Raw genomic sequence first — 15,602 nt, 5'->3', positions numbered from 1 at the left:
TCGTGTCTCTCGCCCGGGGGCGGAGTCGGTGTCCGTGTCGCTCTGACTCGACAAAAGTTACGCGACGACCCACACCACGTCAAATCGCCTGGTCAGAGCGCTACGGAGCGCGAGAACCTCGATGCTGCGCCGAACGCCGGCCCCGATATCCCCGCGACCGCAGGCACCGGACAGTAGGAAGGACGTCATGACGTCCCGATTCACCGCAGCAATGGGCACGGTCCTTGCCGGACTCGATCTCAAGGAAATGGACCCCGCGCTGCTGAGCTTCGCCATTTCGCACAAGGCGGCCGAGCTCCGGGCGTCGAGCGATCTGTTCACCGACGCTCTCGAGCTGGCCGCGTTCGCCCATCGCAACGACGTCCGGAACCCCGACAAGGAGGGTCGCGGTCAGCCCTACATCGGTCATCCCTTCCGCAACGTCCTCCGGCTCCTGCGGTACGGGTGCGCCGACGGTCCGACTCTGTGCGCCACCGCGCTGCACGACACCGTCGAGGACTGCCCCACCGAGATCATCTCGCTGTTCGACGGCCCGCGTGCCCCCGCGCTCGACGAGGCGGGCGCGCGGACCAGGGCCCTCGAGCTGATCGCCGGGCACTTCGGGGACCGGACCTCGTCCCTGGTCGCGGCGGTGACCAACCCACTTCCCTCGGGCTCGGCCGAGGATCGACACCTGGTCTACGCGAACCACGTCACGAGTGTGATCGGGCGGCCGCGCGTGTTCCTGGTGAAGTTCGTGGACTTCGTGGACAACGCGGGCAGTGTCCAGTACGTGCAGGACGAGTCGAGGCGTCAGCGCCTGTCCGCCAAGTACCGCCCACTGGTCCCCGCGTTCAGGTCCGTACTCGACGCCGTGGAGAGGGATCTACCGGTGCCCGCCGACGGACTGGTTCAGATCCGTGGACACCTCGACCGGATCGCGGATCGGCTCGGCTAGTTCGGTCGGCCGATCGGTCTCGCGTCCGATGCGCAGCCCTATCTCGGTCGGCGTTCCAGGCGGCCGCGGGACTCGGCGCGCAGCTTCAAGAGGTAGAGGCCGGAGATCGAGGCTGCAATGAGCCACAGCACGGCCGTCGCGACGTCGAGTGCGTAGACGCCGAAGGCGGCGCCCACGAGGCTCGCGACGAACACGCACGCGCACAGCGTCTTCTGGACTGGAGGGGGGAGCGTGGTCATCTTCAACACCTACTCGGAGACGATCTGCAGACTCGACTACATACGATCCGCACGAGAACCCGCCGTTTGCGGTGGCGCTCGCGCACCGGGCCCGGAGTTGCGTACTTCCGTGCTCGCTGTCCATATTCGCGTCGAAGGCTAGCGTCGCTCCGCCATTTCGTGTGCGAGGCGCGGCGACGTTTGTCGGAATTCTGCCGAAATCGCCGTTCGGCCGGCGGATCGTCGACCACCTGCGGGACGCAAGGGGCCCCGCCGATCTGGTGATCGGCGGGGCCCACTCGTCCGGCGCGGTCTACTCCGCGATCTCGACCATCTCGTAGTCGGCGACCCTGCCCGCCAGCACTCGAAGGTGGTCGTCGGCGCTGCCGAGGGTGTGCCCGATCGCGGTCAGCCGCGACACGTAGTGGCCCACCGGGTACTCGGCGGTCATGCCGATTCCGCCGTGCATCTGGATGGCCTCGAGCCCGATGTGCCGAGCCGCACGGCTGACCTGCAGCTTGACGCGCGAGGCGATGGTCGTGTCGACGATGCCGTCGGCCAGGGACATGGTGGCGTACAGGCTCATGCTGCTCGCCAGTTCCAGCTCTACGTACATGTCGGCTGCCCGCTGGGTCAGGGCCTGGAACTTGGCCAGCGGCACCCCGAACTGCTTGCGCTGCTTGAGGTAGTCCGTGGTCAGGCGCAGCGCCTCCCCCATCGCACCGACGGCCTCGGCGCACAGCGCGGCCTGTGCGCGAACCTGCGCACCGACGATCGCGGCCGAGGCATCGCCGCCGTCGCCGAGCGGCTGCGCCGTCGCCTCCGCGAGCTCGATCTGCGCACCGCGCAGACCGTCGTGGGTGGCGTAGGACTTGCGGACCACGCCCGCCGCGTCGGCGTCGACCAGGAACAGGCCCACTCCGCCGTCCGGCAGGGTCGCGCTGACCACGAGGGTGCCCGCGCAATCTCCGTGCAGCACGGGGTTCTTGGTGCCGGTGACGGTCCAGCCGTCGCCGGTGCGCGTGGCGGCGGTGGCGACCTGCTGGTTCGGCCAGCGGCTGCCCGGCTCGTCGTGCGCGAACGCGAGCAGGGTGTCCCCCTCGGCGACGCCGGGCAGGATCTTGGCACGCTGCTCGGCGCTGCCGGCCTCGGCGATCAGGCCGCCGGGGACGAGCACCGCGTCGAGGAACGGCTCGGGCGCGAGCGACCGACCGATCTCGTTCATCACGGTCATCGTCTCGACCGGGCCTGCGCCCATGCCGCCGTCCTCCTCGGAGAAGGGCAGCCCGAGCAGACCGATCTCGGCGAGCTTGCCCCACACCTCGGTGCTCCAGCCCTGACCGGTGGCGGTGACGGCGTTGCGCTTCTCCGCGTCGTAGCTGCGGCTCAGCAGCTCACGGGTCGTGTCGCGCAACATGACCTGTTCGTCATTGAGTTCGAAATCCATGGCAGCTACTCACAATCCGAGAATCGAGGAGGAAATGATGTTGCGCTGAACCTCGCTCGACCCGCTGTAGATGGACACCTTGCGGAAGTTCAGGAAGACCGGGGCACTGCGCTGCGCCCACCCGGGAGAGGCGATCTCGTCGCCGCCGTCGAACGGCAGCGAGTCCGGGCCCGCGACGTCCATGAGGATCTCGGTGGCGGCCTGCTGCAGTTCCGAGCCGCGCAGCTTGAGCAGCGAGGACGCGGGGTTCGGCTTGCCGTCCGCCGAGCTGGCGACGACGCGGAGCTGGGTCAGTTCGAGCGCGAGCAGATCGTTCTCCAGCTCGGCCAGCCGCGCGGCGAACAGCGGGTCCTCGAGCAGGGTGCCCTCGCCGATCTTGGTCTGCGCCGCATACTTCTTGGCCTTGGCGAGCTTGGCCTTGCTCGAGCCGACCCGGGTGACGCCGGTGCGCTCGTTGCCGAGCAGGAACTTCGCGTAGCTCCAGCCGGCGTTCTCCTCGCCGACGAGGTTCTCGGCCGGGACCCGCACGTCTTCGAACCACACCTCGTTGACCTCGTAGCCGCCGTCGATCAGCTTGATCGGACGGACCGTGATGCCGGGCGTCTTCATGTCGATCAGCAGGAAGGAGATGCCGGCCTGGCGCTTCGGCGCGTTCGGATCGGTGCGCACCAGGCAGAAGATCCAGTCGGCGTGCTGGCCGAGCGTGGTCCACGTCTTCTGGCCGTTGACGATGTAGCTGTCGCCGTCGCGGACCGCGCGGGTCTTGAGCGAGGCGAGGTCGGAACCGGCCTCAGGCTCGGAGAATCCCTGGCACCACCAGATGTCGAGGTTCGCGGTGCCCGGAAGGAACTTCTCCTTCTGCTCCTGCGAGCCGAATGCCGCGATGACCGGGCCGACCATGTCGGCGTTGAACGCCAGCGGATCCGGCACCGACGCGAGCTGCATCTCGTCGAGCCAGAGGTGCCGCTGGACCGGAGTCCAGTCCTTGCCGCCCCACTCGGCCGGCCAGTGCGGCACGGCGAGGCCGTTGGCGTTGAGGATTTGCTGCGTGGTGACGAAGTCCTCGCGCGTGAGCTCCCCGCCGCCGCCGGCGGCGCGCTCACGGATGTCCGCCGGGATCTGCGTGGTGAAGAACGTGCGCATCTCGTCGCGGAACGCGAGTTCCTCGTCGGTGAGTTTCAGGTTCATTGTGTGCTTTCTGTGTCAGATCGAGGCCGGTGGCGAGGCCGAGCGAGCCGGTCAGCGCGAACTCTCAAAACTAAGCGCTCGCTCATTATCTAAGCGCATGCTTATACTCGTCTGGCAGGCGGTCGTTGTCAAGGCTCCGACGGGACGAAAGGCGCAGGTGAGCATGTCGAGAACCGAAGCCCCACCCGACGCGACGGGTACCGCCGTGGTCAGCACCTCGAAGGCGGCCGCCCGGATCCGCGCCGCCGCGGTGGAGGCGTTCGCCGAGAACGGATACGGCGGCACCACCACCCGCGACATCGCCGCGCGCCTCGGCCTCAGCCCGGCAGCGATGTACCCGCACTACAAGTCGAAGGAAGAACTCCTCTACGCCATCAGCTACGAGGGGCACCAGCGGTGCATCGAGGTCCTCACCGAGGCCGATCCGACCGGCGAGAGTCCCACGGTCCGGCTGCGGTCGGTGGTCGGCGCCTTCGCTGGCTGGCATGCCACCCACCACGCGCGCGGCCGGGTGGTGCAGTACGAACTGACCGCCCTCTCCCCCGAGCACTACCGCACCGTGATCGGGTTGCGCCGCGACGTGAGCCGGATCGTCAAGCGGATCGTGCGCGCCGGCGCCGAGGACGGATCGTTCGTCGTCCCGGACATCGAGGGCGTGAACCTCGCCATCAACTCGCTGTGCGTCGACGTGTGCCGCTGGTTCCCCAGCGGCGGCCTCACCGACCCCGACGCGGTCGCCGAGTTGTACGGCGAACTGGCCCTGCGGCTGGCGGGCGCGCGCTGACGTCTGTCAGCCGTCGCGCCCCGGCCGGGTGCGCAACGCGAGGATGTCCCCGTGCAGCAGGTTCTGGTAGCTGATCATCAGCTCGTCGACACCACCGATCTGGTCGCCGACGAAATGGATGTTGTCCGCGGACAGTTCGCGACTTCCCGACCGCGCGATCAACTCGTCGATCCGTGAGTCCAGGCTCATCGTGCGCTGGACCGCCGCCATCGACTGCAGCTGATCCTCTGCCGCCGCGAGGAGGTCGCCGATCCGCGCCAACGCCGCCACCCGGTCGACGAGCTGGTCCCAGACCGGCACCAGAGCCCGCTGCCTAGCCCTGATCTGGGTGCGGGCGGCCTCGGTGCGGGCGGCGTTCGACGCCGCGAACAACTCCCCACCGATCCCCCGCAGCGCGACCGCGTCCACCGCGATCTGCGTCAGCTCGTCGTCCAGGTCGAGCTGAACCCGCTGAACCGCGAAGTACTCGGAATGCCAGGCCGCGGAACCGTCGATCCGGTCGAACAGGGTGCCCGCGAGGAACAGCAACGCGTCGAATCGGTCCGCGAACCCGTCGCCGGGCTGACCTCCCACGCCACCGAGCGCCTCCGCCGCACGACGGCCCATCGCCGCCCACGGAGTTCGCTCGGTGAGCCCCGCAAGCCGGTCCGCGGCCGCGGCCAGCGCGGCGGAGGTCGCCTGATCCGCGGGTCCGCGGCCCTCGTTCAGCGGCGCCGGGGTTCGTTGCAGCGCCGCGAACAACGCCTCCCGCTGCGCCAGTTCCAGGTGCACGCCGTCGCGGCGGTCGCGCCGGATCGCGCGCACCCCGTTCGCGTGATGGCGCGGCGAGTGCACGAAGCTCGAGCGGGCGGCCTGCAGACGTCGTCCGAGTTCCCCGGCCCGGTGGGCGGTCAGCGCCTGCATCGCGCCGGGACGCATGCCCGCGACCTTGCGCTCGAGCCGGAGGTAGTCGTCGGTCAGCAGGCGCAGGGCGCCGAACCCCCCGATGTCCGGCATTCCGCGGCCGGCCGCGCGCCGAGCGGCGAGCACCGCCCGAGTCGACTCGTCGAGATATCCGGCCCCGATCAGCAGCGCGGCCCCGGCGGACAGTTCGCGGCGAACCCCGATCGGCGACGCGGTGTCACCGATCCGCGCCTCCTCGCACCACGTGCGCACCTGCGCGGTGATACGGGCGCGCCGCTGGGCGGCGTTCTCCGCCGCGGCCGGCGTGTTCGTGCCGTCGGACATGTGGCCTCCCCTGCTGGACCTTCTACAGCACCACTGTTCCAGAAGTTCGGCGACCACGGCCACGTCGCATGGCGTCGACCCGGTCAACGGACAACCGATGACCGCCTGCCGGAATCGAACACATCCCGGGGGCGTGGTCCGACCGGTTTGTCCGCTACCGTGCTCTCTCGTCATCCACGAAGGGGGAACCGATCCATGAACGCCCGTCTGTTCGCCGCCGGCCTCGCCGGCTGCGCCGCCATCGCCGTTGCCGCGCCGGCCACCGCAGCCGCCTCGACGGTGTCCGACTTCCTGCCGCCCGAGATCGTGGCGCTGATCCCGGCCGGCTCGGCCGACGCGATCGCGCCGCTGCTCCCGCCTGCTCCCGCTCCTGCTCCCGCGCCGGCACCCGCCCCGCCGCAGGCCGCGCCGGTGGCACCGCCCGCGCCCCCCGCCCCCGCCCCGGCACCCAAGCCGAACCGGACCTACAAGAACTGCACCGAGGTCCGCAACGCCGGTGCCGCACCGCTGTACCGCAACGACCCCGGGTACGCCCCGCACCTCGACCGCGACAACGACGGCATCGCCTGCGAGTGACATTTTCGATGCGCGACGCCCCCGCCGACGACGGGGGCGTCGTGCGTCGTGGACCGTCACATGGCGTCGACGCCGGTCAGCGCCCGCCCGATGATGAGCTTCTGGACCTGGCTGGTGCCCTCGTACAGCGTGAGCACCCGCGCGTCGCGCAGGTACTTGCCCACCGGGTACTCGTCGATGAACCCGTAGCCGCCGAACACCTGCAGGCAGTCGTTGCTCACCCGCACCGCGGCCTCGCTCGCGGCCAGCTTGGCCATCGACGACGGCACGGCCAGCTCCTTGGAGCTCGCGCCGGCGTCGACCATGCACGCCGCCCGCCAGGTCAGCAGGCGGGCGGACTCGATGGCGACCGCCGAGTCGGCGAGCAGTTGCTGCACCAGCTGCTTGCCGGCGATCGGTCCGCGGAACTGGGTGCGTTCGGTGGAGTACTGCACCGCCGCGTTCAGAGCGGCCTGGGCGACGCCGACACTGCCCGCGGCGACCGAGATCCGTCCCTTCGCCAGCGCCGCCATCGCGATGCCGAAGCCCTTGCCCACCTCGCCGATGCGCGCCGAGTCCGGCACCCGCACGTCCTGGAACGAGAGCGCGGCGGTGGACTGGCCCCGCAGGCCGAGCTTGCCGTGCAGGATCTTCGCCTCGAATCCCTCCGTGTCCGTGGACACCAGGAATGCCGTGATGCCGCGCGAGCCGTCGTCGGAGGTGCGGGCGAACACCAGCGCGACGTCCGCCCAGGTGCCGTTGGTGATGAACATCTTCTCGCCGGAGAGCACCCAGTCGTCGCCGTCGCGGCGAGCCCGGGTACGCAGCGACCCGGCGTCCGACCCGCTGTCGGGTTCGGTGAGGGCGAAGCAGCCGAGGGAGTGGCCGCTCGTCAGGCGCGGCAGCCACTGCTGCTTCTGCTCCTCGGTGCCGTGGGTCGCGATTGTCTTGGTGACCAGGCCGAGCGAGACGGACACGATGCCGCGCACCGAGGAATCGCCGCGGCCGAGTTCCTCGGTGACCAGCACGTAGGACAGCATGTCGACCTCGGTGCCGCCGTAGCGCTCGTCGATGGTCAGGCCGAGGAATCCGAGCTCACCGAGCCTGGCGACGATGTCGAGGTCGACGGACTCACGCCGGTCCCATTCCTGGATGTGCGGGACGATCTCCGCGTCGACGAACTCCGCGGCGAGCGCCCGGATGCTCTGCTGCGTCTCGGTAAGCCTGAAGTCCATGACTCATCCCTCTCGTCCGACGTGCAGATCTACGGGGCGGGTCCCCCGGTCGCGCAACGACATTCCGAGTTCGGCCCGCGTCCGCAGCCAGGCACTGGCCCGGTAGCGGGGATCGCCGGTGTACTCGAGCAGGCCGTCGAGGATGCGCACGACCAGCCTCGGTCCGTGCGCGTCGCCCAGTTCGAGCGGACCGCGCGGATAGCCGAGTCCGAGGCGGGCGCCGAGGTCGATGTCGGCCGGGTCGGCAAGGCCGGTCTCGGCAATCGCACTGCCCACGTTGACGATCGACGCGATCAGCCGCTGAGCGACGGGTGCCGGACCGTCCGCTGTGATCGTGACCCGCCGCCCGGTCGCCGCCAGCGCCCGGGCCGCCGCCGCACCGATCGCCGCGTCGAGCATGGCAGGCACCACCACGGTCAGTCGCTCCCCCGCGACGCTCAGCGGGTCGACGCCGATCGTGTGCGCCGGGTTCACCCCGGCGGCCAGCGCGGCACGGTAGGTGGGGGTGCCGACCGGCGAGACGATCGACACCGCGTGCTCGGTGGGTTCCGTCAGCACCCGAACGCCGCTCGCCCGCAACAGCTCCGCGAGGGCGGTGTCCTCGTTGACGTACACCACGACGGCGGCGGGATCGGCGTCGATCGAGGGTTCGTCCGGAACCTGCTGGATGCCCCCGTCGTACCGATAGAAGCCGGCACCGGTCTTGCGGCCCAACAGGTTTCCACTCAGCCTCGTCGCGGTGACGGTGGACGGCCGGAGCCTCGGATCGCCGTAGAATCCCGCGAAGACGGTCTCGAGCACCGGATGCGAGACATCCAGTCCGGTGAGGTCCATCAGTTCGAACGGTCCCATCTTCAGCCCGACCGTGTCGCGGGCGATGCGATCGATGTCGACCGGTTCGGCGACGGTCTCCGAGAGCACCTGCAGCGCCTCGGTCGGCAGCCCGCGGCCGAGGTGGTTGACCAGGAACCCGGGGGTGTCCTTCGCCAGCACTCCGGTGTATCCGAACAGCCTCACCACTCGCCGCGCAACGGCGACGGCCTCGGCTCCGGTGCGCAGTCCCGGCACGATCTCGACCAGGCGCATCAGCGGCACCGGGTTGAAGAAGTGCAGTCCGACGAGCCGCTCCGGGCGGTCCAGCACCGCCGCGATCGCGGTGATCGACAGGGAACTGGTGTTGCTCGCCAGGACGGCGTTGGGCGTCGCGGTCTCGAGTTCGGCGAAGATCGCCTGCTTGACGTCCAACCGTTCGACGACGGCCTCGATCACCAGGTCCACATCCGGCCCGGGGGCGGTGGGCGCGGCACCGGCGCGGAGTCGCGCGATCGCGGCCTCCGCCTCCGCGTCGGTGCGCTGGCCCTTCTCCGCGGACCGGCGGATCATCGCCGTCACGAACTCCAGCCCGGCGTCGACCGCGGATTCGACGCCGTCGGTGAGTTCCACCTCGATGCCGGCGGTCACCGCGACCTGCGCGATGCCGCGCCCCATGGCCCCGGCGCCGATCACCCTCATTCGCCTGATCGTCATGTCGCGGCCCGACCGTCCGCCTCGACGACAACCGTTGACTCAGTCATGCCACCCACGGTTGCACGCCCGCTCGCCCCCGTCCACCGAACCCCGAATCCGAAGCGGCGGGCCAGTTCCTCACCGTCGATCTCTCGGATTCACGGCGGGGTCGCGGCGCACCACGAGCCAGCCCCCGAGTCCACTGCACGGACACCCCTGACAGTGGGCGTATCGCACCGATGAACGACGCACCGCGGTCGTTGAACAACCCTGGCGAACAACCCAGGAGCATCGGCACCACAACGCATTCCCCAGTTGGGCACGGTCCCTCGAATCATCAGTAGCACAACCCTTTTTCGACAACCCACAACCGACCTCGCGTCAGGCGTACCGACACGGCGCAGCGTTGAGCCACGCAGCGTCCCGACGTCGACGCACGTGGCGGCACTGTAAGACCGGGTCAGCCTCCGAGTCCGTGGCGGCGGCCACGTTGCCCTGGCCCTGCGTTCGTGGCGGCCGCCCGCGGGCGACGGTTCGGTATTCTCAATTGGACCCGACAGGCAGGGCTTGACGAGCACGGATCCAACGAAGGTGGGGTTGGCATTGAGTTCGGTATCGGCTCACGACGGGGCCGCGGACGATCGACGCGAGCCCGAGCCGGACGGGGTGACCACACGGCCGCAGCCTCCGTTCGATCTGCGCACCCGCGTCGCGACCTACCTCGGGGACGCCAATCCCGAAGTCGCCGTACTGCATTTGACTCTGTTGCAGATCGGGCGGATGGTCGAGGCTCCGGCCCGGACCCTGCTCGCCGGTGACGGACTGGAGATGTCGGAACGATGGGTGCTGGTGGCGTTGCTGTTCACCGAGCCACCGCATGCACTGAGCCCGAAAGATCTCAGCACACTGGTCGTGCAGACCACCAGTGGGATGTCGAAGACCTTGCGTCGCCTCGAGCGCGGCGGCTTCGTGCTGAGCGAACCCGACCCCGCCGACGGCCGCAGCAAACGCGTCAAGCTCACCGACGCCGGTGAACAACTTGCCCGCAAGCACTTGGTCACATCGACCGACTACTGGCAACGACGGCTTGCTCACCTGCCCTCTGACCAGGTGGCTGCCCTGGCCGACGCCGCCTGGACGTTACTGGCCTTGGTGGATCCGTCATTCGAACCGGGCCCCCCGCCGGCGCGTGGAGATCGTTGATCGCGGCCCTCTCACCGGGGTCGCGCCAGACCCGAGAAACACCCGACCGGGTTGGCAGTTCCGGTGCCCTCTGCGTCGCGGCCGAGCGGGATCGTCAGAAGGTCCGCGAGATTTCCCAACGAAGGCAAGCCTGCGAGATTGCGGTACGACCCAGCCCTGACGTCCGGCGCGGGCGGCCGACTGCCTGACGACCACGCCTGTCGGATCCCAGTTGCGCCGACTGTTGACCCGAAGTGTCGCCCCTGTTAGCGTCCCAGGACGCTAACTCGACAAGGGGTCACATGCTCACTCACGCCTACGATCCGCGGGCGGAATCACACCGAATCCCACACGCGGTTTGTCATCGATGCTTCGGGGCGGTGCGATCGCGGCACTGCCGGCGACACGTTCGTACCCCTCCGCACAACCGTTTGACCTGCACGAGGGCTGTCCGCGGTCCGAACGATGAACATCTGGACGCACAGCCCCCGCCAAAGCCGTTGAGATGACGCACGCGCTGCGCGTCCATTGCCCGATCTCGCGCGTGGACGGCGCGGTCACCCACCCGAGCCGAAAGGCGCTCCCACACGTTCCCGAGCCTCCGGGCCCGGCGCCGAGGGGCCACCCGCCTCGATGACGCGGGCTTGTGAATCGGCATCCAGATTCGGCCTGGCAGAACGGATCACGAATGAAGTTGATGTACGTCGTGTGGGGATCACGCCTGGCCGATTCGCTGCTGAGCAAGGATCTCCACCAACGGCTGGCCGCTGTGGGCGCGACCGGCCTGCAAGTGAACACCGACGTTTCGCAGGCCCTCCCGCGCCTGGCGACGTACGACCGCCCGCTCGGCGCGGTCGTCAGCGTATGGACACGCGAGAGCGCCACGGCTGTCACTGAATTGATCTCATCAGTAGGCGACAACCTTGCCGGATGGCTGGTTCAGGAGGGCGGTCCGCTGCCACCGCCGGCAACGGGCAGCGGCGTTCGTGTGGATGCACTCTCGAACATTGCGCTGTTGCGGATTCCCGAGGGGATGCATCGCCTGGAGTGGTTCCGTCGCTGGGAGGACCACTGCACGGGCATTGGGATGAAGAACCACGCCACCTTCGGTTATGCGCAGAACACCGTTGTCGGACCGTTGGTCGAAGGGTGCCGAGTCGGTGCGATCGTCGAGGAATTGCCCCCGACGGCCGCGCTGACGGGTGCGCCTGCACTCTGTGGCGATTCGCGTGACGGTCTCGAGCAGCGTGCCGCACGCATGATCCAGAGTTTCGCTGTCTTCGGAGCCGGCGCCAACGTGGATGTGATCCCGACGAGCCGGTACGCATTCGATTTGCCGACGTCGCGAAGAAACCGACTCTCGCCCGGGACCACCGGCGGGCGACTGCCCCTTCCCACCGACCCACCGATGTCGGGCCGATTCCTCACCCCAGTCAGGAACAGCCCGGCAATGTTGAAAGGAAACCCATGAAGACCTACGTCATCACCGGCGCCGCATCCGGGCTCGGCGCGGCCACCAAGGCCCGACTGGAAAGAGAAGGCCACCGAGTCATCGGCGTGGACCTGCACGACACCGACGTGAACGTGGACCTGAGCACACCCCGGGGGCGCGCCGAGGCGATCACGGCAGTCACCGAGATGGCTGGAGGGAAGATCGACGGCTTCGCTCCGTTCGCAGGCCTGGCCGCCGCCACAGGCAGGCAGGCGCGGCCGCTCATCGCGGTCAACTACTTCGGCGCGATCGAGTTGCTCGAGGCACTGCGGCCGCTGCTCGCCAACGGCGAGAGCCCCTCAGTCGTGTTGATCAGCTCGAATTCGACTACCAGCCAGCCGAACTGGCCTACAGAACTCGCCGAAGCATGTCTGGCCGGTGACGAGGAGGGCGCAAACACAGTGGCCGATTCTCTCGGCGACCTCGCGACGATTCACGCGTACCCGGCGACAAAAGCGGCGCTCGCGTACTACGCCCGCACCAAGTCCGCTGAGTACATCGCGCAAGGTATCCGGCTCAACGCGATTGCGCCTGGCCTCATCGACACCCCGATGACGCGGGAAGGCCGGAAGGATCCACTGACCGGCGAGGCCATGGAGCAGTTCTTGGCCACCATCCCGGCCGGTCGCGGCGGCCGGCCGGAGGAAATCGCCTCGGCGGTGTCGTACCTGCTGGGACCCGAGTCGACGTACTTCGTCGGCTCGGTCGTCTTCGTCGACGGCGGCACGGACGCCGCCTTCCGCGGCAAGGACTGGCCGAAGGTCTGGCAGATCGACATGTAATCCGGCACCGGATGCGACCGAGGGTCGGGGGGAACGCGGGCTCCGGGATGCGCCCACCCACAGCGTCACCGCATCCCGGACGTGTCGGCCGCCGTCATGGCATCGCCCCGAGCACGAGCCCGGCCGAGGTGCTTCTCGGGCGGGGCTCGTGTTCGAGCAGTGGCGCGGCGACCGTGGGCGCGACAAGAGCGTCGGGCTCGCACTCGGAGCGGTCTGCGACAACCCACCGGGCCCACCGGTGCTAACGTCCGGAAGCTATGACCTACGTGGCGCTGGTCCGACACGGTGAGACCGACTGGAACGCCGAGCGTCGGCTGCAGGGTTCCTCGGACATCCCCCTCAACGACACTGGGCGCGCGCAGGCTCTGGCCGCCGCCCGCCGACTCGGAGACCGACGTTGGGACGTCCTCGTCAGCTCGCCGCTCTCGCGAGCCGGCGAGACCGCCGAGATCATCGGTGCCCACCTCGGGCTGGAGCGGTCCGCGACCTACCCGGAACTGTCCGAGCGGCACTTCGGGGAGGCCGAAGGCGCGACCGACTACGAGATCTACGACCGGTGGCCGTACGGGGAGTATCCCGGCATGGAGCCCCACGCCGACGTCGCCGAGCGCGGGCTCCGGATTCTCGACGACCTCGCCGCACGCCATCGCGGCGCCTCGATCCTCGCGGTCACGCACGGTGGGCTGATCCGATCGGTCCTCGGCACCGTCCACTCCCGGCGGACACCGCGCATCCCGAACGCGTCGATCAGCTCGCTGCGCCACGACGAACACGGATGGACGGTCCTCACCATCAACGGGTTCGACGTGTCCGATCGTGCGACACTCGGGAGGTGAACGACACCCACCGTGGAGTTTCGCACCGGCGTCCATCGCGGCTGCTGCGCGTCGGCACCGTCATCTTCGCGAGCATGCTGTGGCCGGCGCCCCTCGCCGCCGCGGCAGCACCCGCGCCCGGACCCGCCGGCTGTGTGCCGTTCGGGACCGCTCAACTGCCGCCGGGTGCGCCGTCCGGCGGAGGCCGCGCCGGGCTGACGAATCTGCCGGTGTTCACCGGCGCGGCCGCCCCGTCGTCCGTCGAGGTTCGCACGCCGACCACCCAGTTCAACCGGTTCTGGGACTTCGCACTCGTCGGCCACGACCTGCTCGCCCGGCCGCGGGAGGTCGCAGGCACGGCAGAGCCCTGGCGGTACGTGCCGATGCCCGAGTGCATGCGCGGCCGGCTGGTGGGGATCTCGCTCGACGACGACGAGCTGGTCGCGATCGACGACAGCGGCTGGATGTACACGATGGACAACGCATCCCAGTTCCCGTTGCTGTGGAACTGGACCTCCGCGTGGGGCGCCCCGTTGTGGGCCGGGCCGGGCCGGCAACTGCCCGGGGAACGGCCGAACGGCTGGGCACTGAGCGTCTCGTCGCCGTGGGACAACCAGACGTACACCGACATCGCGGGACGGATCCACTTCGTCGGCTTCGGCAAGATGACGATGCTGCCCGCGCTGACCGGGGACGGCAGCCGCATCACCTACGCGGACCCGTGGCTACCCAACGACGACAGCTACGAGATCGGCGGGCCGCTCGGCGGGCGGTTCCGGGCCGAGTCGCTGTCCGCGGCCGGATCGACCACCTTCGTGATGAACAGGTACGGCGACATGTACACCCGCACCTTCGATTTCGACTCGTCCGGATCGGACTCGATCTTCTTCCGCTACAGCTGGGACGACCAGTCCGGCAAGCCGACCGCGCCCAACCTCGTCGTCGAGACCCTCGACCGCAGCACCGCGGCGATCCAGCTGCCCGCGCCGGACTGGGTGCACCAGCCCAAGGTCCCCGGCGAGATCACCTCGGCGATCAGCGTGCACTCCCTCGGCCCCGGACCGAATCGGCGCGAGTTGCGGGTGGAGGGCCGCCGCGACGGTGAATCCGGTTTCTGGCACAAGGATCTCGAAGGTGGCGCGTGGGAGTTCACACCAACCGGCGCGGCCAGACTGGGCACCCCGGTCGAGAACGCGCCGACGGACCGCTCGGCCGACACCCTGGCCCCGCCGGCCCCCTGGCACCTGTCCACGACCCTGCCCGCCCGCGACGGCGCCATCGACGGGCAGACGCTGATCGACATCGGATTCCCGTACACGGTGGTGGACCCGAGACTGCTGGACGCGATCGGCCAGCAGGCACACCCGTCCGGCTACCGGCTGCGCGTGGACCACTTCGACCCGGCCGCCACCAGCCGGACGGCGACCGTGACCGCGCCGGACGGCACGGACATTCCGGTGGTGCTGCACACCGCCGACGGGCTGCGGATGACAGCACGCGGGCCGGGCCTCGACGCCGACCCGCGTCACCTCGTCGGCGCGATCGAGATCCCCTCCGAGGCGTACGCGGCCAGGGGATCGACTCCAGCGCTGGACGCGTTCGTGCGGGACTGGATGCGCGGCAAGCACATCGCGGCGATCACGCTCAGCGCCACCGACCACGACCTGGTGGTGCGTTGACATGAACACAGCCGCAACACGATTCACTGCCGCCACACTCGCCGCGCTCGCCCTCTCCGGGACCGCGGCCTGCTCGGACCCGGCGGACGAGGACCTGAACCTGCCCACCACCGACGAGATCGCGGCCCTGTTCACCGAGTGGAACGACGCCCTGGCCACCGGGAACCCCGAGACGGTCGCCGCGCTCTACGCGCCCGACGCGGTGCTCATCCCGACGGTCAGCAACGTCGTGCGTACCGATCACGCCGGCATCGTCGACTACTTCACAGGCTTCCTGCCCAGCAAGCCCAGCGCCGTGATCGAGCAGTCCGTCATCGACATCCTCGACGCCGACAACGCGATCGACACCGGGACGTACCGCTTCACGCTGCACAACGACGGTGGCACGGAGACCGTCGACGCCCGGTACACCTTCGTGTACCAGAAGCAAGACGACCAGTGGCTCATCGTGAACCACCATTCCTCCGAGATGCCCGAGCACTGATCCGACCCGGTCGGGGGGCGCCCCGCGCCGCCCCGACGACCCCCCCCGCCCCGTCCGAACACAGCCCCGCG

The 15,602-nt window shown here is 69.4% G+C and carries 15 protein-coding genes; 9 read left to right on the top strand and 6 right to left on the bottom strand.

The genetic code is table 11. The annotated features are described in order from the left end of the window. Positions 1–187: 187 nt before the first annotated feature. On the top strand, positions 188–937 hold the full coding sequence (locus ACFXGJ_RS20210) for a hypothetical protein (RefSeq protein WP_378623782.1): 750 nt from the start codon (positions 188–190) through the stop codon (positions 935–937). Between the two features lie 38 nt (positions 938–975). Here the strand turns inward: ACFXGJ_RS20210 and ACFXGJ_RS20205 are convergent, their stop codons facing one another. The 3 genes from ACFXGJ_RS20205 to ACFXGJ_RS20195 all read right to left on the bottom strand — a co-directional run bounded on the left by ACFXGJ_RS20205 (position 976) and on the right by ACFXGJ_RS20195 (position 3,790). Continuing rightward, positions 976–1,176 (bottom strand): hypothetical protein, encoded by a 201-nt coding sequence (locus ACFXGJ_RS20205; RefSeq protein WP_378419967.1) that lies wholly within the window; start codon positions 1,174–1,176, stop codon positions 976–978. Between the two features lie 292 nt (positions 1,177–1,468). Further along, complete coding sequence (locus ACFXGJ_RS20200; protein WP_378623779.1) at positions 1,469–2,602, bottom strand: acyl-CoA dehydrogenase family protein; 1,134 nt, start codon at positions 2,600–2,602, stop codon at positions 1,469–1,471. 9 nt (positions 2,603–2,611) lie between these two features. Next, on the bottom strand, positions 2,612–3,790 hold the full coding sequence (locus tag ACFXGJ_RS20195; protein WP_378623776.1) for an acyl-CoA dehydrogenase family protein: 1,179 nt from the start codon (positions 3,788–3,790) through the stop codon (positions 2,612–2,614). A 163-nt stretch (positions 3,791–3,953) separates the two neighbouring features. Here ACFXGJ_RS20195 and ACFXGJ_RS20190 point away from each other — a divergent pair, with 163 nt between their 5' ends. Then, positions 3,954–4,574, top strand: coding sequence for a TetR/AcrR family transcriptional regulator (locus tag ACFXGJ_RS20190; RefSeq protein ID WP_378623774.1), 621 nt, complete (start codon positions 3,954–3,956; stop codon positions 4,572–4,574). 6 nt (positions 4,575–4,580) lie between these two features. Here the strand turns inward: ACFXGJ_RS20190 and ACFXGJ_RS20185 are convergent, their stop codons facing one another. Then, positions 4,581–5,801 (bottom strand): hypothetical protein, encoded by a 1,221-nt coding sequence (locus ACFXGJ_RS20185; protein WP_378623771.1) that lies wholly within the window; start codon positions 5,799–5,801, stop codon positions 4,581–4,583. Between the two features lie 195 nt (positions 5,802–5,996). Between ACFXGJ_RS20185 and ACFXGJ_RS20180 the strand changes: the two genes are divergently transcribed. After that, positions 5,997–6,377: an excalibur calcium-binding domain-containing protein gene (locus ACFXGJ_RS20180; protein ID WP_378623768.1), complete on the top strand. Its 381-nt coding sequence runs from the start codon at positions 5,997–5,999 to the stop codon at positions 6,375–6,377. Positions 6,378–6,433: 56 nt separating this feature from the next. Here the strand turns inward: ACFXGJ_RS20180 and ACFXGJ_RS20175 are convergent, their stop codons facing one another. Together ACFXGJ_RS20175 and ACFXGJ_RS20170 are read right to left on the bottom strand one after the other, a co-directional pair. Then, the gene (locus ACFXGJ_RS20175) at positions 6,434–7,591 is read right to left on the bottom strand and encodes an acyl-CoA dehydrogenase family protein (RefSeq protein WP_378623765.1); all 1,158 of its coding nucleotides are present in this window, start codon (positions 7,589–7,591) and stop codon (positions 6,434–6,436) included. 3 nt (positions 7,592–7,594) lie between these two features. Beyond that, positions 7,595–9,118, bottom strand: coding sequence for a 3-hydroxyacyl-CoA dehydrogenase (locus ACFXGJ_RS20170; protein ID WP_378623763.1), 1,524 nt, complete (start codon positions 9,116–9,118; stop codon positions 7,595–7,597). Positions 9,119–9,700: 582 nt separating this feature from the next. Here ACFXGJ_RS20170 and ACFXGJ_RS20165 point away from each other — a divergent pair. The 6 genes from ACFXGJ_RS20165 (at position 9,701) to ACFXGJ_RS20140 (ending at position 15,531) form a co-directional block, all read left to right on the top strand. Then, on the top strand, positions 9,701–10,300 hold the full coding sequence (locus tag ACFXGJ_RS20165) for a MarR family winged helix-turn-helix transcriptional regulator (RefSeq protein ID WP_378623760.1): 600 nt from the start codon (positions 9,701–9,703) through the stop codon (positions 10,298–10,300). Positions 10,301–10,967: 667 nt separating this feature from the next. Beyond that, complete coding sequence (locus ACFXGJ_RS20160) at positions 10,968–11,750, top strand: hypothetical protein (protein ID WP_378623757.1); 783 nt, start codon at positions 10,968–10,970, stop codon at positions 11,748–11,750. Beyond that, positions 11,747–12,553 carry an SDR family oxidoreductase gene (locus ACFXGJ_RS20155; RefSeq protein WP_378623754.1) on the top strand — a complete coding sequence of 269 codons (807 nt, stop codon included), beginning with the start codon at positions 11,747–11,749 and terminating at the stop codon, positions 12,551–12,553. Before ACFXGJ_RS20160 ends, ACFXGJ_RS20155 begins: the two co-directional genes overlap by 4 nt. 257 nt (positions 12,554–12,810) lie before the next feature. After that, the gene (locus tag ACFXGJ_RS20150; RefSeq protein ID WP_378623752.1) at positions 12,811–13,389 is read left to right on the top strand and encodes a histidine phosphatase family protein; all 579 of its coding nucleotides are present in this window, start codon (positions 12,811–12,813) and stop codon (positions 13,387–13,389) included. Between the two features lie 74 nt (positions 13,390–13,463). Then, the gene (locus ACFXGJ_RS20145) at positions 13,464–15,047 is read left to right on the top strand and encodes a hypothetical protein (RefSeq protein ID WP_378623785.1); all 1,584 of its coding nucleotides are present in this window, start codon (positions 13,464–13,466) and stop codon (positions 15,045–15,047) included. Position 15,048: 1 nt separating this feature from the next. Beyond that, a complete protein-coding gene (locus tag ACFXGJ_RS20140; protein ID WP_378623749.1) occupies positions 15,049–15,531 on the top strand; it encodes an SgcJ/EcaC family oxidoreductase in 483 nt (160 codons plus the stop codon). The last annotated feature ends 71 nt before the right edge of the window (positions 15,532–15,602 follow it).

The sequence above is a fragment of the Rhodococcus sp. NPDC059234 genome (assembly GCF_042754225.1).
Classification (GTDB): Bacteria; Actinomycetota; Actinomycetes; order Mycobacteriales; family Mycobacteriaceae; genus Rhodococcus_G.
The sequence above is the reverse complement of the archived record's forward strand: the minus strand, read 5'-3'. Positions and strand labels throughout refer to the sequence as shown.